14 protein-coding genes are annotated in these 22,838 nt (G+C 51.2%); 8 read left to right on the forward strand and 6 right to left on the reverse strand.

Annotation, left to right across the window (positions count from 1 at the left end):
• Positions 1 to 722 precede the first annotated feature (722 nt).
• On the reverse strand, positions 723 to 1,187 hold the full coding sequence (locus tag P1P86_13035; GenBank protein MDF1576105.1) for a hypothetical protein: 465 nt from the start codon (positions 1,185 to 1,187) through the stop codon (positions 723 to 725).
• Positions 1,188 to 1,375: 188 nt separating this feature from the next.
• On the opposite strand from P1P86_13035, the gene P1P86_13040 reads away from it, so the two are divergent.
• Positions 1,376 to 3,370 (forward strand): tetratricopeptide repeat protein, encoded by a 1,995-nt coding sequence (locus P1P86_13040; protein MDF1576106.1) that lies wholly within the window; start codon positions 1,376 to 1,378, stop codon positions 3,368 to 3,370.
• A 2-nt stretch (positions 3,371 to 3,372) separates the two neighbouring features.
• Here the strand turns inward: P1P86_13040 and P1P86_13045 are convergent, their stop codons facing one another.
• On the reverse strand, positions 3,373 to 6,009 hold the full coding sequence (locus tag P1P86_13045) for a DUF5916 domain-containing protein (protein ID MDF1576107.1): 2,637 nt from the start codon (positions 6,007 to 6,009) through the stop codon (positions 3,373 to 3,375).
• Positions 6,010 to 6,308: 299 nt separating this feature from the next.
• Here P1P86_13045 and P1P86_13050 point away from each other — a divergent pair, with 299 nt between their 5' ends.
• Positions 6,309 to 7,013, forward strand: coding sequence for a helix-turn-helix transcriptional regulator (locus P1P86_13050; GenBank protein MDF1576108.1), 705 nt, complete (start codon positions 6,309 to 6,311; stop codon positions 7,011 to 7,013).
• A 38-nt stretch (positions 7,014 to 7,051) separates the two neighbouring features.
• Here P1P86_13050 and P1P86_13055 read toward each other — a convergent pair whose 3' ends face one another.
• Entirely contained in the window at positions 7,052 to 7,702 is a 651-nt protein-coding gene (locus P1P86_13055) for a hypothetical protein (protein MDF1576109.1), read from the reverse strand.
• Entirely contained in the window at positions 7,699 to 9,636 is a 1,938-nt protein-coding gene (locus P1P86_13060; GenBank protein ID MDF1576110.1) for a hypothetical protein, read from the reverse strand. The genes P1P86_13055 and P1P86_13060 overlap by 4 nt, the downstream gene beginning before the upstream one ends.
• Before the next feature lie 155 nt (positions 9,637 to 9,791).
• Here P1P86_13060 and P1P86_13065 point away from each other — a divergent pair, with 155 nt between their 5' ends.
• The 5 genes from P1P86_13065 to P1P86_13085 are packed head-to-tail and all read left to right on the forward strand — an operon-like array spanning position 9,792 to position 17,132.
• On the forward strand, positions 9,792 to 10,667 hold the full coding sequence (locus P1P86_13065) for a cation diffusion facilitator family transporter (protein ID MDF1576111.1): 876 nt from the start codon (positions 9,792 to 9,794) through the stop codon (positions 10,665 to 10,667).
• 49 nt (positions 10,668 to 10,716) lie between these two features.
• The gene (locus tag P1P86_13070) at positions 10,717 to 11,433 is read left to right on the forward strand and encodes a hypothetical protein (protein MDF1576112.1); all 717 of its coding nucleotides are present in this window, start codon (positions 10,717 to 10,719) and stop codon (positions 11,431 to 11,433) included.
• Entirely contained in the window at positions 11,430 to 14,231 is a 2,802-nt protein-coding gene (locus P1P86_13075) for a TonB-dependent receptor (protein MDF1576113.1), read from the forward strand. The genes P1P86_13070 and P1P86_13075 overlap by 4 nt, the downstream gene beginning before the upstream one ends.
• Entirely contained in the window at positions 14,218 to 15,372 is a 1,155-nt protein-coding gene (locus P1P86_13080; protein ID MDF1576114.1) for a DUF4249 domain-containing protein, read from the forward strand. The genes P1P86_13075 and P1P86_13080 overlap by 14 nt, the downstream gene beginning before the upstream one ends.
• Positions 15,366 to 17,132 carry a hypothetical protein gene (locus tag P1P86_13085; GenBank protein ID MDF1576115.1) on the forward strand — a complete coding sequence of 589 codons (1,767 nt, stop codon included), beginning with the start codon at positions 15,366 to 15,368 and terminating at the stop codon, positions 17,130 to 17,132. Before P1P86_13080 ends, P1P86_13085 begins: the two co-directional genes overlap by 7 nt.
• Positions 17,133 to 17,134: 2 nt before the next feature.
• Here P1P86_13085 and P1P86_13090 read toward each other — a convergent pair whose 3' ends face one another.
• Positions 17,135 to 19,978: a beta-galactosidase gene (locus P1P86_13090; protein MDF1576116.1), complete on the reverse strand. Its 2,844-nt coding sequence runs from the start codon at positions 19,976 to 19,978 to the stop codon at positions 17,135 to 17,137.
• Between the two features lie 27 nt (positions 19,979 to 20,005).
• Complete coding sequence (locus tag P1P86_13095; GenBank protein MDF1576117.1) at positions 20,006 to 21,400, reverse strand: sugar porter family MFS transporter; 1,395 nt, start codon at positions 21,398 to 21,400, stop codon at positions 20,006 to 20,008.
• Positions 21,401 to 21,512: 112 nt separating this feature from the next.
• Here P1P86_13095 and P1P86_13100 point away from each other — a divergent pair, with 112 nt between their 5' ends.
• Entirely contained in the window at positions 21,513 to 22,691 is a 1,179-nt protein-coding gene (locus tag P1P86_13100; protein MDF1576118.1) for an MFS transporter, read from the forward strand.
• Positions 22,692 to 22,838 lie beyond the last annotated feature (147 nt).

Genomic DNA, 22,838 nt, shown 5'->3' on the forward strand with positions numbered 1-22,838 from the left:
GCTGGCAATGGAGCACAGTAAGGATCTGAACCACACATCCTGCATCAAGGCGTTCAACACCTCTTCGATCTTTGCTGCAAGAAACCTGTTCATCAATTCTGTCAAGGATTGTTCAAACTCATTATATCGCAGATTCTCCTTGAACTCTTCGGTGATTTCTGCTACTTTTGAAAATAAACTCTCGTAGTTTTTCATTGGGTTGTACGTGTTTAGCGATTCGTAAACCCAATGTTTTTTATTTATCCGGTATCATACAACTAATCTTTTCCACAAATTGGGAGTGCACCCCCCATGACCGGTACCCTCTAGTTTTGTGAAAGTCTATGACATTTTTCATGATGCGGATACCAGTAAATTAAGAGTTAGGAAACTAAATGTCAAGCATACAAATCATTACAATGGTAGAAACTAAGGCTTTCACATAACTCCAATTTCCTAACTCGGGTATTTTTCGGGTCGAAAATGGGTGAAAAATGGTTAAATTTGGGTGAAATGACCCTTGTATATATTTGGATATCAATGAATTATAAAAAGTTAGGAAATGCCTATTTTTGATGCTTTGTATCATATTGAATATTAAATGGTTAAGAGTTTTGTGAAGCCCTATTTATTACGAAAGCAAGTTAGGAAAATTTTCCTCCGTGGCCTTAGCGAATTCTCTCAGTTTAAGGGAAGTTAATAAAGAAGAAGGAACTTCAGCTTTATACGAAACGGACTCCTGCTTAGTCCGGGTCTTCTTTCACGGTACCCGAGGCTAGAATATTTGCCTTTGAATTACCCGGGAATCTGTTTTTTTCAGCTGCAATTTTGTTTGGCTTCTGGCGGATATCCAGATAAATCTGAGCGGAGAATTCATCGCCTTCCGTGGATTTGATATTCGAAGCCTCTTTGTTTATAAGTAGTTTTGTGGGGAGTATTTCACGGTAATCTGCCTGCGTAAAAGCCTGTTTGCCGGCCGCCTGGTTCCGGTGTTCTCCGTAGGAAAGAAAAACGGTATCCCTCGCAATGGTATAGGTTCCTGTAAATGTCTGATTGTCGTCCACACAGAGCACAAAATCTTTGCCTTTTTCAAACAGCCTGATATACTCCGACTTGTCAACCGCTCCAAATACGATATCCTGTCTCGGTCTGACCAGGAACATGCAGAAAATAAAAAAAGCAAAAATGAGTGTATTCCAGACTTTCATTACCGGTAATTTTTTCTTCAGGCTCTAAGGTAAGGAGGGATGAGATTGCAAATAGGTTGCGTTATCATAAGTTATTAACCTCTATTATTATGGATCGGGACATATTCCCGGTGACTGTTTCATACAGAATTGTTCCGGTCATCGGCTTTTTTTTCATAAGTTTACCTGAACACCAACTTAAACGCCCGATGACCGGCAGGGACCCAAGATTCTTTAAGTTCTGGCAGGAATTAAAACGACGGAATGTCCCCAGGGTACTGGCTATTTATGCCGGGACCGCTTTTATTATATTAGAGGCGGCCGATATTATATTCCCCCGTTGGGGATTCCCCGACTGGACGGTGGACCTGGTTTTGTATCTCTTGCTGCTGGGGGCGCTTATAGCTGTGGTTCTGTCCTGGATCTACGACATTTCTCCTTCCGGCATTGTGAAGACCCCATCGGATGAGGCGGCCGGGACCGTTGGAAAGAAAGTGCAGGAGCGGGTCAGAAGACCCGTGGTCAGTAACATCATTATTGCGGTGCTCGTTGTAGTTATCGGTTTGTTGATGTATCCAAAGATATTCAGGAACAGCAATTCTCCCCTGAGCGGGGTCAGCCAGAGCTCCATTGCTGTGCTGCCCTTAAAGATTATCGGGAACGATGCGGAACTGGGCTTTTTTGCCAGTGGACTGGTGGAATCGCTCACCTATATGCTGTCCAGGGTGGGGAATTCGGAACAGATTTTTTCTGTGATTCCGCCCAGTGAGATTGTAGAAGCCATAACCGCAGCAGAAGCCAGGAAGAAATTTGGTGTTTCCCTGGTTATTTCGGGCAGCATCCAGATGGATCAGACCTCCAGTCGTCTGATCCTGAACCTGATTGATGCCAGAACCCAGAGCCTGATCCGCTCCGAAAAACTCGACTATTCCAAAGGGCAAAACCTGATTATCCAGGATGAAGTGATTTCGGTCATGGTGTCCATGCTCGGGCTGGAACTGGAATCTGAAACAAAGGAACGGATCACCCTGGGCGGACCAAGCCTCCATGAGGCTAATGAACTCTACCTGACAGGAAGGGGGATTCTAAGGGAAGGGATAGAGACAGAGGAGCATATAAATGAGGCCCTGAAGCTGTTTCTTTCGGCCATTGAAAAAGATTCTCTCTTTGCCCAGGCCTATGCGGGGGTTGCCCAGGCCTATACCCTGAAATACCATTTTACGCTGAATGCGGCCTGGAACGATGAATCCCTGAAATATGGCCGGAAAGCTGTGGAACTCAATGACCAGGATGCCTATGCCCTGATGACCCTGGCTTCTGCCCTCGTTGAAAAGGGAGAGTTTGAAGAGGCTCTGTCCTACTACGAGCAGTCCAGATCCCTGGATTCAGTCAGGTCCGATATATACTCCGAACTGGCCTATCTCTATGAAATGACCGGGGAGGCGGAAAAGGCCGAGCAGCACCATCGCAAAGCGATACAGATGGATCCCGATTCCCATCTGACGCATTACTATCTGGGAGGGTTCTATTTTGCACAGACCAGATTCAGGGAGGCCATGGAGGAATTTGAGCTGGCATTGAAATTTTCGCCCGGTCATCTGACCATTATGCACGCTATCGCTGCGTGTAATTTTGAACTGGAAAAGTTTGATGAAGCCCTGGCGGGTTTCGGGGAGATTCTGGAGCAGGACAGCGCGCAGGGACAGGTCTTGTGGAATATGGGAATCATTTATTATTATCAGGGCGAATTTGAAAAATCGATCCATTGTTATCAGAAAGCGCTGAACTATACTCCTCAGAATTATAATCTTCATGGGGCCCTGGGTCGCGCCTACCTGTTATCGGGCAAAGAATCTCTGGCCAGCGAATCCTTTCGGAATGCCATATCCATTGGACACCAGGACCCCAACTGTCCGGATTTGAAATTTGCCACCTGGTTTGGTTTGCTGGGGCTGGAGGATTCAGCATTGTTTTACCTGGAGCGCTTTGATCCCCCGGAAGATCCGGAAGATCTGGATACCACAGCTGCCTTTGTTACAGGTGAACTCTTCCTGATTCTGGGAAAGAAGCAACCGGCATTCTCCTACCTGGAGAGCGGACTAATACGGGGCTATGGCTGGAATGAGGTCAGGTATTCTCCTTTATACAAGGACCTCAGGCAGGACACAGAGTTCAGGGAGCTGATCGGGCGCCCGGAGAATTGATCTTACCTCAGGCCAAAGCGGTAGGAGAATTTCACCAGGAAGGTGTTGGTGGCCCGCTTATTCGTAAACATGTGGTTCATGTTCTCCCACAGAGCGAAATCCCCGTCCTGTATGTAATAGTCCCTGGTCTGTGACCATACCAGGTAGGCTGTGGATCCAGGCAAAAATTCCCACCGGATAACCAGGTTCGACAGCCACTCATCCACTGAAAAATCGGGGTTTTCGAAACTGTAATCCACATTCATATCCAGATTCTCATCGATCTCATAGCTTTGATCATTCAGATGGATCTGATCGGCTGCATAGAGATGATACCTGTCGGAAAAACGCTCCGCTTTGGGATCGGTGATCATTTTAAAATCAGAGTATTTGCCGGAGGCTGTGAAGGGCTGGCCCCAGTACTGGATGGTCAGGTCGGGAGTGATATTGTAGTTGATCCTCAGCGACATGCTAAGCACTTTCTGATCGATGGAAGCAAAGATATACCGGGCATCTTCATTCATATCCGTCTGGTTTACATACTGAAGTTCCTGCTTGCTGGGAGAAAAGGACGGGAAGAGCGAAACGGAGAGGGTATTCAGGGGCCGGATGGTCAGTAAAAGAGAATAGGAGTACCGTTCATAATACTTATCTGCACCCCGGCTGATATTTCCGAAGAATCCCCCGGAAATGGCTTTGCGGTCATCGGACATCACCCGGAAATAGAACCTCCCGTCGCCGGGAAGGTACATGGAGGGTCCGCCCCTCAGGGTTCTGTTCGAAATATTGTGAGCGGTGATTCCTCCTCCAAAACCTGCGCTCCAGAAGTTCTTGAAGCTGGCATTTGCGTTATACTCGTAACCGATACCGGTGATGGTACCCCCGAAATCATTGCTTATGTGCACATCGGTATTCAGGCGAAGGCTCCGGAAGATACTGAAGGGTTCTGTGAAATTATATCCGGTCCACAGCACATTCAGCATATGATCGGAAAGCTGCATATAGCCCATGTCATTGAGCTCGAGGCCAGGTGTTTTGAATATATGCATAAACAGGAAATTCCAGTTCCCGCCTATCTTCCCGAACTCAAGTTTCCCCCCGGCTCCGGAGAGGCTGGTACGGGTCCCGTCAAATTCCATGTAATCGGCATCGGGTCGCTGAAAATACCTGGCCGAAGATTGCTGGGTGCGGGAGATGGCTTCTTCACTCCCCTGCACATGGCTCATATACAGGGAGGCATTAAGCATGTAATTGCGCTCCTTGTAATACTGGGTAAAATCAACTCCGGCGGTAGTGGCATTTTTATGCAGGTAGTCCATTTCGGTCCCCTCCAGTCTGCGTATGGTGCTGGTAAGGGCTCCTCCAACAATCGTATTTCCCTTGTTGAAGTCCTTTTGTACCCGAGCCAGAGAGTAGTTGGTAAGTGGCTCTACGGTTTCCTTTCGTTCGCTACCTTCCTGATCGATCCTTGCTTTTGTGTCGGCTGTAAGGGCCTCCATAATGCCCACTGACAATCCGTTTTCTGTCTTTCCGGTAAGCTTGGCAGCTCCCAGAATACGGGTGAACCTGGGTACGGTGGTATACTCATCATCATCGATGGATGGGTAGCCCTGAGGCCTTCGTCCTATGCGGCGGGAGTAAAAGAGATTGTCATTTCCCACATCCCCGTCGCCCAGTCCCACATTAAAACTGGTGATGCTTTTCCCTTCAATGAAAAAGGGCCGTTTCTCTTCGAAGAAGTTCTCAAAGGCGGTCAGGTTCACTTCTGAGGGGTCCGCTTCCACCTGTCCGAAATCGGGATTGATGGTGAAATCCAGGGTGAGGTTATTGGTAACGCCAATCTTGCCATCCAGTCCCATGTTGAGTTTGTAATCGTATCCATCTGCATAAGGATTTCCCTCCTCCGGTTCGTAGGTATTTAGTGCGGCAACCCCGTATGGCATCAGATCGAGCTGTTTCCTGGGTTCGATATCCTGAAGGCCGTTGAGTTCCCCCATGGCATGCATCAGTCCCGGTGCATTCCTCGGGATGGGGTGCCACAGACTCAGTTCATTTTCCCTGAATATTTGTCGCGCCACCTCAAAACCCCAGACCTCCCGGGAGTTTTTTTTGAAACGTAACTGGGTAAACGGGATTTTCATTTCAGCTCCCCATCCCCAATCGTGAAGCTGCGCCTTTCCCAGCCAGATAGGATCCCAGGTGGGGTCCTCATTCTGTCCGTTATTGGTCTGGATCATATCAAACCTGACCCCTGAGGAGCTCAGTCCAAATATAAAACCCGTTCGCAGATCGTGATAGCTGTCAAATATGATAAAGACCATATCCCCGTCTCCGTTGTCGCGCCGGCTCATCCGGTTGGTAATGCTGTCCGGGGCGCTGTCCAGTGCCTTCACGGCAATATAGAGGTTCATATTGTCAAAGGCCACCTTAAACTCGGTCGGCTGCGACGGGGGCCTGTCGGCATAGGGCTCGAGCTGGGTGAAATCGCCTGCCCAGCTGCCCTGCTTCCAGGCCTCATCATCGAAGATCCCGTTAATGACAGGAGCTTCCTCTATCCGGAAGGCTTCATATTTTTTTTTTGGCAGGTATTCGGTCTGCCCCCTGAGAAGGGATGTTGTGGCTAAAGTGATCAGGGTAGTGAGGGTCAGGAGCTTGATCATGGAGTCTTGTGGTCAAAAATATTTTCAGGATTCGGAGTTTTCCTTTCGGATTTAGTAGTAAAGACGGATAAATATCCTTTTCGTTACAATCCATAAAGATTATTTTTTCGTGGAAGCCTGGAGGACCAGCCTGATTGATGATGGAGAATTTATTCATTAACTTGGATGTCGTATATATCCGGGCTATTTGACCGGAATACCCTGTAAGTCAGGTGCATGTCGCTAGAAAGTCATGTGAAAGTCACCGCTACGTCGTTCTCCGTTTTGAAGTTAAATCCTAAAATTGCCTGAGAATTCAAATGAAAATGAAACAGCCCGAATTAGGCAGAAAAATCGCAGACCTGAGAAAAGCAAAAGGCTATACTCAGGAGGAACTTGTGGAAAAGTGCAACCTGAGTGTCCGGACCCTTCAACGGATCGAATCCGGGGAGGTCGAACCCAGGAGTCACACCATCAGGGTCATTTTTTCAGCGCTCGATTACCAGGTTTATGATTCATCGAACATCCGGCTCAGGCTGTTTTTCAAACAGGTAAGTAATGTATTTAACCTTAAAACCAACACCATGAAAAAACTTTCGATTCTGGCCATGGCATGTGCCGCCGCCATTTTTGTTTTGCTGAGTATCTGCGTGGATGGAAATGCTCAGTCTGAGAACCAGGTCAGGGAGCTTATTACCAACAACAACGCCAATTCCATTCGCTGGTTTAATTCGGGGAATGTGGATTCCCTGCTGACCAAATACAGCGAAGGTGCCTGCGTACTGGGGGAGGGATGCGGTACATCCGCCATCCGTGACTTTTACCGGTCTCAGATGGGCGAATTCCAGTTTGAGAGCCTGGATATTACTTCCCTTCATGCTTCGAAATCCATGGCCGTGGAAAAAGGCCGCTGGATGATCCGTCTGGAATCGGGATTGAGAGTCGGGGGCGAATACCTCTGCGAATGGCACCAAAGGGATAAAAAGACCTGGTTGATCGTAAACGAGGTCTCTGTTCCGGATTAGGGGTATCCCATCCGGCAGGCTGAGTTCAAAAAGTTTTTCTATGGACTGCATCCGGAGGTGAAGATCACCCGGGGGCTGCCCTTTATATCCACCTGAAGCCCGGGAGGAGGAAATGGCAGGGTCCATACACATACTCCCTGCAGGTCGGGAAGGTCCTCCAAAAACAGATGGGTCAGATTCTTATTGCCAGAGATATTCAGACTCCTCAGGGCGTTCCCCCCACAGGCAAGGTAGGTCAGTCCGCTGTTCGCGGAAACATCCAGGGTTTTCAGTTCATTACCGTAGCAATTCAGAAAGCTTAAGCCGGGCGACTCTGAGACATCGAGGCTGGTTAGCTGGTTGAATCCGCAGTCCAGATGGCTGAGGGAAGGGTTGTTGCTCAGGTCCAGATCAACCAGTCGATTCTGATAACAATTTAATTTCAGCAGCTTGGTGAATGCCTCAATTCCATTCAGATCGGTAAGCCCCCTGAACTGTACATTCAGATCCAGGACCTCCCGGGCCTCTGCATGGCTGATAATGCCATCGTTATTGGTATCCACTCCTGCAGCCAGAAGGGCAAAGATGAACTGTGTGCTGAGGTTCTCCACCGGAACAATTTCCAGGGTCTCAGGCTCCCTGCTGCAGGAGGTCCAGACAAGAAAGAGGAACAGGAGCGTCGGGACGGTCTTCCTCGCCGTATGTTTCATTCGTTCCACAGGTCCGGGATGGCATGATGTCCACGTGCCTTAGAAGGAGCCTGGTCAAAGGCTCTTGTCCTGCCGGAGTGAATCCCGTAGATCCGGGTGGCTGTCTCGGAGATGGCATCCACCAGGAGGGGGTAGGGCCGGTCGCTTACATCGACCAGTCCGCAGTTGTAGTTTTCGCCGTCGTAGCCCCGTCCGGTCAGGTCCTGGTCGCACCACTGAAAGTAGGAGGTGCCTATCAGGGCCGGGTGTTCATAGGCCCTTTCGGTATAATAACGGTAAGCCACCCCTCTCTCTTCCTGCGAAGAAACCTGCCAGAGGGACTGCGCCATGCCCCGGTCCACCGTTCCGAAGTGATATTCCCCGATGAACAGGGGTTTACCGGTCACCTCCGAGAAGCGGTCCATCATCTCTTTACGCGGGAAGAGGTCGTAGCAGTTAAAGCTGAATACATCAAACACATCCTTGCACAGTTCCAGGATCTTACTGTCGGCTTCCTGGCCGAAGCGGATTCCCAGGGTCAGGTGGTTGGGATCGTGTTTTTCCAGTACCCGGTCGACCGTTTCAATAAAGATCCGGAAGGTATGGTGGATAAACCGGATCCTGCTTTCAGGCGTGTCTTCCTCCGCAAGATGATCCTGCAGTTCTTTTTTAATGGCCCGGTCCTCTCCCTGGAGGATCAGATCGCAGAGTCGCTGTTCCCGTCCCAGGAAGGAGGGCTCATTATAGGTAAAATATCCCAGCAGCCATGGATTATCCCGGTAGGGCTCCACACTGGTCCGGATCGCTTCGTCAATATTTTTTTCGAAATCGCTGTCATACACATCTGCAAGTCCCATCAGTCCGCCCTCAATGCCAATGTCATTGAGTTGAAGGGTGAAGGCTTTTTCGTTTCGTTGGTATACTTCCCGGTTGGACCAGTTGGCAATGGTATTGAGACCCCAGCGGTCCATCCGGGTAAGGATGTTGTCTACAGATTTTTTACGGGCCTCTTCCCCGTAGCGCCGGGTGAGGTTCCATCTTCCAAAGGAAGTGGCGCGGTACCTGTCGTTCCGGGAGCCGGGATCCTCAGGCGGAAGTTCCTTGAAAAGGTTCCGGCGCTGTTCCAGCCGATAGACCCCGCCTCCTCCGCCGGGCCCCACACAGTTCACTCCGTGGGACAGAAAAAGGTAGCCTTCCGGGTCCACGAACCACCAGCGGCCATCCACTTTCTCCGTTCTGAAGAAACCGGTGCCCTGATCGATCCTGGCATCCAGGTACCCTCCATATTTGGAGTAGTTGAACCGGGCCGGGTCTGCGGGTAAAACATCTTCTGCCGTCCACTCCTCCTGCAACTGTTCCAGGGAATAAATCTTTCCCTCCCAGTCTCCCAGGTTGTATTGTCCGAACTCGTCCACCACGGGAAGCTCCCCCAGGTACTGATCGCCCGGATCTTCTTTGGAAAGACTTACGGAACGCAATTTCATGTGCGGGTTGCCGATGGGGACATGCATGCGGATGCCTATCGAATCCACTCCCTTTAAAGGCATCCGGGTGCCACTCAGATTGATCCATCCCGTATACCTGGGCTGGTTGAAGGTTCCCGCCAGGTCGCCCCGGGCATCTGGTGGTTCCCTGTAAAAACGCAGCGGGATGGCCAGGCGGTTCCATCCACCGGGGGTATAACTCATGATACGCAGTTCATTATAGCCGGTCTCTGTGGTGAATCCCACATGAAAACGCTGCGGGGTGCTGATCATAAATTCCAGAACCACAAACTCATATCCATCCCAGTTATCCGGCAGTCCCGCTGAGATTTCCTCCAGGGCAAATTTCATTCCGGAAACCTCCATGTCACTGTCGAATGGAATGGTGACATAATCCTGATTGCATGAGAAAAGGCTGATCAGAAGGAGGAGAGTAAGTCCCCTGAGAACTGTTGAAGCAAAGCTATGCATAAGGCTGCTGTATGAATTGATTTGATCTTTCCGAATAAAAGTACGTAAATATATTTTCTATTTTTACAGATGCATGAACGGAGTATCCTTCCGGCCGGCAATTGTCCGGCCAGGCTTGTTATCTCAGGTAAAACTCCATACATTTATAGATCAAGATGGAACGAAAAAAGGCAAGTTACCTGGAGGGGACCGTCTCGATTCTTGTGAATACGGCCCTGTTCGCATTGAAATACTGGGCAGGGATAGTTTCCGGATCCGTAGCCCTGATGGCCGATGCCTGGCACACGCTGTCGGATTCAATCAGCTCCGTGGTGGTTATCGTGGGTGCCAGGCTGGCCTCCAGGAAGCCCGATAAGGGTCATCCTTACGGCCATGGCCGGTGGGAATTGATCTCTTCCATTATAATCGCTTTGATACTGGTATGGATTGCCATTGGCTTTGTCCGGGATTCCATAGTTAACCTGCAAACCAGGGAATCTGCAAACTTTGGCACCGTGGCCCTTGTTGTAACGATAGTGTCCATTGCGGTCAAGGAGCTGATGGCCCAGTTTGCATTTTATCTGGGAAGGAGATCGGGTAGTTCAACGGTGAAGGCTGATGGCTGGCATCACCGGACCGATGCCCTGTCCTCCCTGGTCATCCTGGTCGGAATCCTGGTCAAGGATTATTTCTGGTGGATCGACGGGGTCCTGGGCATTGTCGTTTCCCTGATGCTGATGTATGCGGCCTATGAGATATTGTTGGAGGCTGTCTATAAAATCCTGGGGGAGGAACCGGGTGAAGAGCTGATCCGGGAGATAAAGGCTCATATCCGCTCACTGTATGATTATGACCTGCATCCTCACCATTTTCATATCCATAATTATATCAGCAGCAAAGAATTAACCTTTCATATCAAGATTAAAAACAGTGTTTCGGTGGAAGATGGGCATGCCATAGCTACGGCTATTGAGGAGCTGATCGATGAAAAACTGGACCTGAAATCCACCATTCACCTGGAACCTCTGGATTATGATCATCGGAATGACTGAGGTTCCTGGCCAAAAAAGTGGTAATTTTCCCCATATTTGTCCGATCCGGATGAAATATCCTTCCTTGTTTATATTTATGGGATTCGCGCTGGGCCTATCCCTCCTTGACCCTTTTGAACTGCGGGCTCAGGGAAGTTTTTCGGAACTGGTCGACCGGAGCTTTGGAAGCAAGCAGGAACTGGTAAACGGGATTCAGTTCAGCAATCAGTATATTCGCTCGGAAGGCCAACCGTACTGGATTGACGGGCACTTCCGCAAAGGCAGTGTGTGTATCAATCAACAGTGGTACGAGCAGGTGAAAATACGCTACAACCTCTATTCCCAGAAGCTGGAGCTGGAATATCACAGCCCGGAGGGCCATCTGAACCAGATCATGACGGTGCCTGAGAATATTTCGGACTTTTCCCTGGAAGGCTATGTCTTCAGACGCATGCAGTTCGCGGAGGAGCTACCTGCTTATTACCAGGTGGTTTCTTCCGGAACCACTATCTGCTATGTCGGGTGGAGCCGGGATCTGCTGGGCAACAGTTCGTCCGGAACCAGCTTTGCTCCCCCGGAACGCAGATACCGGATCCTGCAGGGGGATCAGTGGAAGGTGTTCAGGGACCAGAGAACTTATTTGCGCGTATTTCCCAAAGAGCGGAAAAGGGACTTTAAACGCTTGCTTAGGCAGAGGAACTATAACTTTCAACGAGCCACCACCAGGGAGATGGTGGAGATGCTTCTGGACACCATGCGGCTCCTGGAAGAAGGGGGTGGGGCATGAGGGAGAGAGTCTTAACGGGACTGCTTGTTCTGGCGTTTTTCCTGAGGGGATTGAGTGCTCAGGAAGCAGGGCTGAGCTTCAGCGGCTCATTTCAGGAAGTTCCCTTTTCAGAATTTGCAACAGCGGTGGAGGCACAAACCGGAACCACCATATACTACCTCGACACCTGGGTGCGGGACCTTCAGGTGACCCTGGAGGGACAAAACCTTTCTCTTCCTGCGGTCCTGGATTCCATCCTGAAGCCCGCCGGACTGGATTACTACCTCGATGAGTGGGGTCATCTTTTTCTGACAGACGGGGCCGCCTTATTAAGCGCGTTGCCGGATTATGAAGGTGCCAGGAAGAGCCCCGTTCCGGAGTATGGGGAGCTCCCGGAAGCTGTGGAGGAGGACCTCACCCTGGCCGAACAAAAGTATATCAACGGCCGGAGGGTGAGGGTGCTGGAAGAGATCCATGTGGGATCGGCCGAACAGGCCGGGTCCGGGAGAAAAGCCCTGATCAGCGGGCAGATCCATGACGAAGAGAGCGGGGAACCCCTGGTGGGGGTCACCGTATATATGGAAGTCCTTCGCAAAGGGGCCTCCACCGCTTCGGACGGGCGCTTTAACTTTTTACTCGTACCCGGGACCTACGGGGTATTGTGTCAGAGTTTGGGAATGGAGTCGCTGCAGTTTACCATGGTGGTGCATTCCGGCGGGGAACTGAAACTGGAAATGAAGAAGACCCTGATTCCGCTGGACGAAGTGGTGGTTACGGCCGGACGACATGATCATGTAAGTGGTAATCAGATGGGCTACGAAAGGCTCAACTACTCGGTTCTGAAGCAGGTTCCGCTGCTTATGGGCGAAAGGGATATTCTGAATGTGGTGAAACTGCTTCCGGGGGTACAGAGTGTGGGAGAAGGCTCGTCCGGATTTAATGTTCGTGGAAGCAGTGCGGACCAGAACATGATTTATATCAATAAAGTCCCGGTATACAACAGTTCCCACCTCTTCGGTTTTTTCACGGCTATCAGCCCGGAAATTGTAAGGGATTTCAGTCTCTACAAAAGTAATCTGCCCGCTTTGTACGGGGGAAGGCTGGCTTCCTTTTTTGATATTCAGACCAGGCAGGGGAACATGAAACGTTTGTCGGCGAGGGCCGGGATCAGTTCCGTATCAGCTTACGCGGCCGTGGAGGGGCCTCTGAAGAAGGATAAAAGCTCCATTGCCCTGAGCCTGCGATCCACCTATTCGGACTGGATCCTGAAACTGATGGAGGATCCGCAACTCCGGGAAAGTGAAGCAGGATTCAGCGATGCCAGCGGGGTGTACACCTGGAATGCCAGCGATAGGACCCGACTGAATGTATTTGGCTACCTGAGCAGGGACCGTTTCAAACTGGGTACGGTTCAGGAATATGCTTATGGCAATGCCGGTGCAGCGCTGGATGTCCGCCACCGCTTCAATCAGCAGATCAGCGGGACCCTCGCCCTGATATACAGTCGTTATCGTTTCAGGAACCAGGATACCCACCTCCGGACAGCCGGATTTGAGCATGAGAGTTACATCAGGCACTATGAGCTGAAATCTGATTTTGAGTGGTTGTCCCTGGGACGGCATAAGCTGACCTTCGGGGGAAGTGGGATTTATTACCAGCTGGACAGGGGCTCCATGGAGCCATTTGGAGCCGCTTCTCTGAGAGAGAGCCTGGACCTGGGACTGGAAAACGGAGTGGAGACGGCGCTTTATCTGGCCGATGAGCTGACCCTGACGGAGAGACTCAAAGTATACGCCGGTTTTCGTTTCTCCAGTTTCTTTTCTCTGGGGCCTTCGGAGCTAAGAACATACGCTCCGGGCATGCCCCTCTTGGAGGAGAACATTGCGGACACCCTGAGTTTCGGGCGGGGAGAACTCAGCCGGGCCTATGCCGGACTGGAGCCCCGACTGAATATGAGGTACCTGATCAACGACCAGGCATCCCTGAAATTCTCCTATAACCGGGGATACCAGTATCTTTTTATCCTGAGCAACACGGTAGCCATGGCACCCACGGATCAGTGGAAGCTGAGTGACTATCACATTGGACCCCAGTTCATGGATCAGTTGTCTGCCGGGTATTATCTGGACTTTCCCGGATCGGCCATGAGTGCTTCGGCAGAATTTTATCGCAAATGGGGACAAGGGATTGTGGAGTATCGCGACGGAGCCAGTTTTACCGAAAGCCCCTATGTAGAGAGTGCCACCCTGCAGGGAAAGCAAAAGGCTTACGGGGTGGAAACCATGATCCGGAGAGAAGCCGGCGGACTGAATGGCTGGTTGTCCTACACCTATTCCCGTTCGTTTATGCAGGTGGATATGGAGGAGACCGGAGAACAGATCAATGGGGGCAGGCCCTATCCCTCTAATTTTGACCGGCCGCACAATGTGTCCCTGGTCGTGAATTACAAACGGGGAAGACGGGTGAGCCTGTCGGGCAACCTGGTCTATATGACCGGCAGGCCGAGCACCTACCCGGTGGCCGTTTATTACGAATATGAGCTTCCCTACATTCACTACTCGGACCGGAACAAATACCTGATACCGGATTACTTCCGTGTGGACCTGTCCATGAATATTGAAGGGAGTTTGAGAAAACACAAACGCTTCCATAGTTTCTGGATGCTGGGAGTCTATAATGTGACCGGGAGGAAAAATGCGTATTCGGTTTTTTTCCAGAACGAAAGTGGCCTGATCCGGGGATATAAGCTTTCCATATTCGCCCGGCCCATTATTACGGTATCGTGGAATGTTAGACTTGGAAATTATGCCAGCGAATAAATTTCTTCCCATACTGACCCTGGCCCTTCTGTGCGGATCGTGCGTGGAGCCTTACGAACCCGTACTGGAGGAATCACAGGAGGTCCTGGTGATCAGCGGGATGGTCAGTGACCGGCCGGGGCCCCATGAAATTACCATATCCCGGTCGGCTCCATACCGGGAACCCGCGTTCCGGGGAGTCGATTTTTGCATGGTGTCCGTGGAGGACCAGGAGGGCAACCTGGTTCATTACACCAATACCGGGGAAGGTGTTTATGTGGCCGATCTTCCCGAATCCTTCCTGGAAGTGGGGGATGCCGTCAGCCTGCTGGTGATTACCCCGGAGGACCGGGTATATCGTTCTGAATTTGACACTCTTCTTGCCTGTCCGCAGCTGGAAAGGGTTTATTATGAAGCGGGCACCCTGGAGACTCCCGATCCGGAGTTTGCCCGTCCCGGCATCCAGTTCTACCTGGATATGACAGGAAGGCCTGCCGATTCCAGAAACATCATCTGGATGGTGGATGAAACCTGGGAGTACTGGGCTTCTCTTTTCGGAACCCATATTTTGTATGACTGGGGACATTCGGAGGAGTTCCGGTCCAATGTAGTCTTTAAGTGCTGGAAGCATCTTCCCCTGGATCATGTGTATATCGCAAGCACACGTAGCCTGTCGGCCAATGAGCTGAGAAGGCTGCCCCTGAATTTTGTATCCAATGAAATGGACCGGCTTTCCGTGACCTACAGTCTGCATGTGCAGCAACAGTCCTTATCATCGAAGTCATACGACTACTGGCGGCGAATGAATGATCAGTCGGTGGGGTCGGGGGGAATGTACGAGAAGCAACCCGCATCCGTTACCGGGAACATCTATAACGTGGATGATCCGGAGGAGGTGGTGCTGGGTTGCTTTTATGCCACACAACTCAGGGAACAGCGCATTTTTGTGCATAACAATAGTCTCTTTGATTTTCATGTGCCACACATCCAGTGCGAGTATCAGTCCATGAGTACGCTGGGTGTGCTGGGTCCCGGCCTTTTCCCGGTATACCTGTATATTCCGGGTCCATTCCAGCCTTCTTTCTGGGGCCCCTCGGAGTGTTTCGACTGCCGCCTGCAGGGAGGGGATACCATTCGGCCAATCCACTGGGAAACATGGTAGCTCACAAACATAGCGTTCAAAAGGGGATATACTGTGGAAGGGGGATTCCGGGGTATATGCAGGTCATGCTTTTGCCGGTGCTGCTGCTTGTATGTGCTGTGGGTCTTGATGCGCAGCGTTCTCCCTTTGATCCGGCCCGGACCAGCGAGGCTGCTCAGATCCGGGAAGAGGTCGACTTTATGACAGATCGTTCTTTTTATGTGAGCGGCGAGTTGATCCGCTTCAGTGCCAGGCTTACTGTTTCGGGACCCACCGGTCCGGGTGCATGGAGCAGGGTACTCTATGTGGAACTGCTGTCGGTCGATGGTCAGTCTGTATCCCGGGGCAAGTATCCGGTTCTGAACCAGGTGTCCTCCGGGGAGATCCGCATCCCCGCTGACTTACTGACGGGGAATTACCTGTTCAGGGGCTATACCCGCTGGATGAGAAACCGGGGGCCCGGTAATTTCAGTTACCTCCCCCTGCGTATCATTAACCCAAACCGGCCGGAACTTTGCCAGGTGCTTCCCTCGGAAAATGGACTGACCTTACTGCCCCTCACCGGGGTTGCAGAGCTTACACCGGGATTTAACGGTTTTGTTTCGTCCTGCAGACGGGGGGACAGTCTGACCCTGGAATTATCTCTTTCCGCTGAGTTGGGTCCGGATTCTGTCGCGGGCAGCCTTGCAGTTGTTCCGCTCAGTGCAGCACCCTCCTCCAGCCGTAGAACGGATCAGCAGTCAGGTGCGGATTTCCGGGTGGACTACCTGCCCGACAGGTATGGTCCCTCGCTATCAGGAACTGTAGAGTACCCGGACAGGTCCGGGGAAGGACTTTCCCCGGCTGTGATCCACCTGACCCTGATGAGCGATGTGTCCGGCTATCTGGTTTGCCGCAGCGATTCGCTGGGAAGATTCACCCTCGGGCTTCCCGTGAGAAGCGGAGAGTATGAGATATTTGTCCTGCCGGAAGGACCGGATGGAGAGGAGGTAGAGGTGCGAATCGACCAGGATTTTGATCCCCGCCAGGTACCCGTCAGCCTTCATGCTTTTAGTCTGACAGAAGGGGAGCTGAAATGGGCGACGCTTATGGCAAGGAATCTTCAGCTATCGGAGATTTATGGTCCGGCCGAAGATCCTGTGGATCCGGACTCAGGCATCGGAGCCCCGGCTTTCTATGGTACTCCCACTTTTTCAGTCGATCTGGACGAGTACGTGCAATTGCCTACCCTCCGGGAGGTATTTATCAATCTTATTCCGGGTGTCAGCCTGCATACCAGGAAGGGAAGGACCACCCTGCTGATCGAGAGCGAGAACCCCTCCCTCTCCCTGTATGAATCCCTGGTAATGGTCGATCAGGTGCCTGTCCTGGATATGGAACAATTCATGTCGCTCTCCCCTGCAAAGATCAGACAGATCGATGTGGTTGAAGATGTATATGTCAAGGGGGATCTTCGTTATGGGGGGCTTATCAATCTGCTTTCCAGGGATGGCGACATGGCCGGGATAGATTTGCCGGAGCACTCCTTTTTTATTGATTACCTGGCCCTTCAGCCTGTCATTGAACCTCTTCCGGATCCTGTCGCCCCCGGGGATCGAATGCCTGATACCCGGAACACCCACCTCTGGCTGCCCGATTTCCGGGTTCAGAAGGGATTCCCTGGCAGGATATCCTTTAAAGCGCCGGATTACCCGGGGGAGTATGTGGTTTTTTTCCGGGGACAGAACGACCGGGGGGAAGCTGTTCTGGCTGAGACCACCTTTACGGTCCGGGAGGACTAAGTTCAAAAATCCGGTTTTGTTAATCTCTGGAGTTCCTCCATGGAAATCTCAGGCCCGGGCTGAAACCGGGATGAGCTCATATATTTTTTAAGGCTGTAGATCAATTGTTTAGCCTCCGGCCGCTTGTCCGGGTCGGATAGCAGATCCACACCGCTCACCAGGATCTGTCCTTCTCCTGCCCGGGCTTCAAAGACAAGGGCCAGCGGCCTGTTTTCGAACCAGTCATCGATGATCCGCACAATGGGTTCTATCCTTTGTTCAATACCATCCAGCCTGATGGCCTGGCCATGATGCATGGCATCCCACCATTGCCAGTTGGAGTGAAATTCGGTGGGGAAATCCGCAAGCGCAGGATGAGCGGGATCGCATAAGAGTCCCAGGGTATGCGGAGCCTGTCCGCTTGTCCAGGCCGTGTTCCAGAATATGGAAGAGAATCCCAGGGCAATATTCCCTCCGGTTGAGTCGGACAGGCTATTTGGTACCAGTGTCCAGAGGACCTTCCCGCCACCCTTAAGGACCTCCAGGGCAGCCTGGTCCAGGTGGCCCGTCACATAGATGTCGTTTTCCTTGAATACTGGCAGATGCTCCGGATATACCCAGAAATCCCAGTCGTTGGAATACTGGTTCACCGAGATTTCCAGATTCAGTTTTTCAGGTCCGCTGACCTGACTGAGCTCAAACCGAATGCATCCAAGCAGGTTATTATCGAGCTTTATCTCCTTCTTTTCAAAGCGACCGCGGGCCAGGATGGTCTCATCCCGGGTACTGATTTTCCAGTGGATATCCGGATTGTTTAAAGCTTCGCTGCCAAAATGGGCCACTTCCACGGTGGCTTCGAAGGTTTCCTCGTTGGTGAAGATTCTTCTGGTCATCCGTGCAAGGGGTACTGTTGCATTGCAGAAACGGCTGTATTCCCCGGGGGTGATATAGCCTTTCTCTTCCCAGAAGGGGTCCAAAACCCCTACCAGGGCTGTTCCCTGGCCAGGAAAGTCATGCAGGTCGAGTAACTGAAATCCGGCCATACCGGGGGTACGCAGGGCTGCCTCAATATCGGCCTTGTAGCACAGGGCCTGGAGTTTGCCGGAAGCAAGCAAAAAGCTGTCTGCCAGATAAGCCATTCCGCTCGCCTCCAGGGTTTCCCTGAAAATTTCAAAATTCCGGGCTTTCAGTACCCCGTCGTATTTCCCGATCTCTTTGAAATCCGGATAGACACACCACTGTCCTATTTCATGGCTCACATAAGGTTTGGGAACTTTACCGGTGATCTCCCTGTAGTCGAAGGCGGTCTGGGGAGCCTGGCCGTTGATGATGCTGTTCAGTCCTTCCCCCCAGCGCTGAATGCGGGCATTTGGGTCGCTGAAAAAACCGGCCGACTCGATATAGGGCCATCCGGCCCCGCCGGTATAGATTCTCCGGGGATCTTTCTTTTTGAAATAGCTGACGAATTCTTCCAGGTACGGAACCTGACTGGCACCGGCCGGTTCGTTCCCATAGGCCATCATACAGAAGGATGGATGGTTCCCGTATGAGGAAAGAATTTGTTCAGCCTCTTCGTAGAGCCATAAATCCAGGGCATGGCCATCTCCGACGGCAGCCCCGGAATTGGCCCAGCTGGAACACTCCACCTGCAGGTAGACCCCCAGCTCATCGGCAGCCTCAAAGGCTGCTTCGGGAGGGCACCAGGAGTGGAAGCGGATATGATTCAGGCCATGTGCCCTGGCGGCTTTTAAAAGTTTTATCCATGGCCCGGCAGTGGTGGGAGGATAAGCTGTTTTGGGAAAGATGGCACATTCCAGAGTGCCCCTCAGGAAAAGGGGACGACCATTGATGGTGAAGCGGGAACCTTCGGCCTCGAACTCGCGCATTCCAAAACTAAGCTGCCTGGTATCCACACCTTCTCCGGATTTCAGTTCCACGTTCAGGAGATAGAGCTTCGGATCGAATTCGTCCCACAAAGCCGGGGAGTCACCCATGGGATAGCTAAGCTCGAAAATCTCTCCATCCTCACTCTTTTTAACAACGAACTCATCTGCCACCGGCTTCAGCTTCTCACCACTTTCTCTGGAGCTGGCCCGGAGTTTCAGGATACAGGACCGCGGACCCTCGGTTAAATTCCCGACTTCTATTGCCACCTTTAGCAGGCCACGCTCCACATCAGGGAAGAGCCTTATTTTTTCTATGAAAACAAGTGGCAGGGCTTTCAGGGATAGACTCCCCGCCAGTCCGTTCCAGTTCGATTGGGTATGGTCGGCAAGGCTATGCGAATTTATCCCGGGATTGATTTCTTTGATCCGGTTATCGACCCGAATGGTTATTATATGTTCTCCTGGATCAAGCTGACCGGTCAGACGGTAGGAGTGGGGAGTCGCCAGACTGTTCTGCATCCCGATCTCCTGATCATCTATCCAGAGTTTTGTCTCCCAGTGCGGTCTCTCCAGGGACAGGACGATATGTTTATTGCTCCAGTTTTCAGGAATCGTGACTTCCTTTTGAAACCAGGCGGCGCCTACATACCTGAGTTCAGGTTGGAGCCAGAACGGGATCTTGATATTTCCCTCCTCCCTGTAGGGGGCATAACGGTCCATCCGGTACCACGAGCTGTCCACAATCTGGCTGGTCCATCTGGTATTTACCGAGATCTCATCTCCCAGTCCATTCTCCACCAGAGAACCTGGCAGGATGACCGTTTCGGAAATACCGGCATGGTTCGAAAGCTCCGTGAATCCAGAATCTTCTTTGTCCAGGTAAACCTTCCACTTACCGGACAGATCCATATACAATTCTTTTTGATGATTGCATGCGGTCAGAGCCAGCAGGATAAGGAGTAATCCGGATAATTTTTTCATACTTTTATCTTTATAAAATATTGAATCCTATTTGTTTAACAGAGCTTTCTCTATCTCTTCCAGAGATTTCCCCCTGGTCTCAATAAGCCTGGCTTTGATATAGAAGAAGCCTGCCACACAGATCAGAGAAAACAACCAGAAACTTCCCGAGGCATGTATCTTATTATTAATAAGAGGGAAGAAATAGGCCAGCAGCAAATTTCCGGTCCAGAGGGCAAAAGTGGCAACGGCCATGGCTGCACCCCTTACCTTATTGGGGAATATTTCAGACAGAACCACCCAGGTTACCGGTGCAAGGGTCATGGCATAGCAGGCAATGGCGGCGATCACAAAAATCAGGAGTGGCAAGCCGGTGGAACCGGTAAAATAGAGGGCCCCCACAATGGAATAGATCAGGGCCAGGCCCCCTGCTCCTGACAGCAGTAGTTTTTTACGTCCGATCCGGTCCACCAGGCTCAGTGCAAGCAGGGTAAAGACCAGATTTACACTGCCGGTGATCATTACATTGAAGAGCATGTCCGAGATGGTGTATCCTGCAGCAGAGAAGACCTCCTCGGCATACAGGAAGATTACATTGATCCCGCACCATTGCTGGAACAGCGCCAGGATAACTCCTATGACAAGCACCGGAAAGATGGATTTGCTCAAAATGGAAGCGGACCCGGATTTTCCTCCTTCGGCATCAAGCGAGGCTTCAATCTCCAAAGTGGTCTGTTTTGAATAGCGATTGCCGCCAATCCTGCTCAATATGTCCCTGGCTTTGTCGGGGTATCCCTTTTTGATGAGCCATCTGGGACTTTCGGGGACAAACCACATGCAGAGGAAGAAAAGTATGGCCGGAACCGCTTCTGCCCGGAACATATACCTCCAGCCGGTCTGCCCGTTCCAGGAATTAATAATGAAAGATCCGGCAGCATGATCCGGCACCGGTTCTGCAATGATCCAGTTGACGATCTGAGCCAGCAGGATCCCGATGACAATGGTCAGCTGGTTTAGGGCCACAAACCGACCTCGGAGGCCGGCCGGGGCAATCTCTGCGATATACACCGGGGAAAGAGTTGAAGCCAGTCCGATCCCCATTCCTCCCAGAATCCGGTAAGCGATAAAGGCGGAGAAATATTGAGAGCCACCGGTTCCTGCGGCGGAAACAAGAAACAGCAATGCGGCAAGCATCAGCAGTTTCTTTCTCCCATAGCGCCCGGCAAGAAGCCCGGAGAGGACCGTGCCAAGAATGCAGCCTGCCAGGGCACTGCTCATGGCCAATCCCTGAAGGGATGGGTTTTGGGCGATCTGAAAGAACTGCTCGTAAAAGGGTTTTGCCCCTCCGATGACCACCCAGTCATATCCAAACAACAGTCCCCCCAGTGCTGCCACCAGAGAGATGCCCGTGATATATTTCAGATTGAACCTTTGCAAACCCATTCCTGCGGAAATCTTCCTTACCTAAAGTAAGCAAAACAGGGGACATACTGACATGAAGTGTATAGTTTCAGAAGATGTTCATAGTTACAGAAGAAGTGTTTATTTTTAGAAGATGAGTTTAATCCGGGCCCTTGAGCAGTGGTCTTTTCCCATGAGAGAAGAGCATAAGCTTCCGCTTTTTTACTTTCTTGTTCTGGGCGCCTTTGCCGGCTGGCAATCCTATTACAACCTGCACCTCGATGGCATCGGGTTCAGCAGCATGCAGATCGGCATCCTGAATGCGGTCTTTATTTTCACCTCGGCCCTGGTGGTCCCTTTCTGGGGCATTCTGGCCGACAGGTATGGAGGTAACAGGATACTGCTTCTCTTATCCTCTGTTTGTGCCGTAATGGTTATCCTGATCGGGGAAACCTTCAAATTTCACTGGATGCTCATGTTTATTGCTGTGATATCTGTGTTTCATCAGCCCTCGGGAGCGGTGGTGGATGGAATGACTGTTGGATTCGTCCGGGCAAACCCCCGCTTCTCCTATGGACAGTTCAGACTCTGGACCTCGGTGGGGTATGCGTCTATTTCTCTGATCGTGGGCTACCTGGCCCGGCATGGAACGGATATCATATTTAAAGTCTCGGCCGGACTCTTCCTGCTGCTTTCTATGATTAACCTCTTAACCCTGCCCGATAAGCCTGTAAGGGGAAAAGGCCTGGTTACTTTCCGGAGCTTCGGCATCTTCTTTCGTAACTATCGCTTGCTCTTCTTCCTGCTGCTTATTTTCTTCCTGGGCATAGCCATTGCCCCCCTGATGCAGTTTATCAATCTCTACTATTACGATATTGGCGCAGGGGCTTCCTTTATCGGCTGGGTGTTTTTCCTGCAGGCCCTTCCCGAAATCCCGGCTTATATCGTGGGGACAAGGATTGTAAAACGGATCGGCGCCGAAAAGATGATTCTTCTTTCCATGGGGATTTCCATGTTGCGTCTGGTATTTTACGGTCTGATCGAGGTGCCGGAAGTGGCCATTTTTTTCAGCATTTTTCATTGCATCACCATTGCCTTTTTCCTGATAGGGGTGGTGGAATATGTGCAGGCGCGCACGCCCGATCACCTTCAGAATACCGGTCAGGCCCTGATATGGGCTTTTCATTACGGGGCAGGAGTCAGTGTCGGAAATATTATTCTGGGCTATCTCAGGGATGCCACCGGGATGCTGAAGGCAATGCATATTCACGCGCTGCTGGCCCTGCTGGTTCTGTTCCTGACCGCCTTGCTTTTTCAGAAAAACCGGGCGTAATATCCAGGAACGATCCTCTTAATGATCCTTCCGTACTTTCCAGCAGAATCCCAGAGCTATGTAATTCATTCTGTGGTTGACCCCAGTTCTGAAAGAAAAATCGATCTGCAGGTTTCCCGGTCATAAAAAGGCGACATTTTTTAATCA

It is taken from the genome of Bacteroidales bacterium (assembly GCA_029210725.1).
GTDB lineage: Bacteria > Bacteroidota > Bacteroidia > Bacteroidales.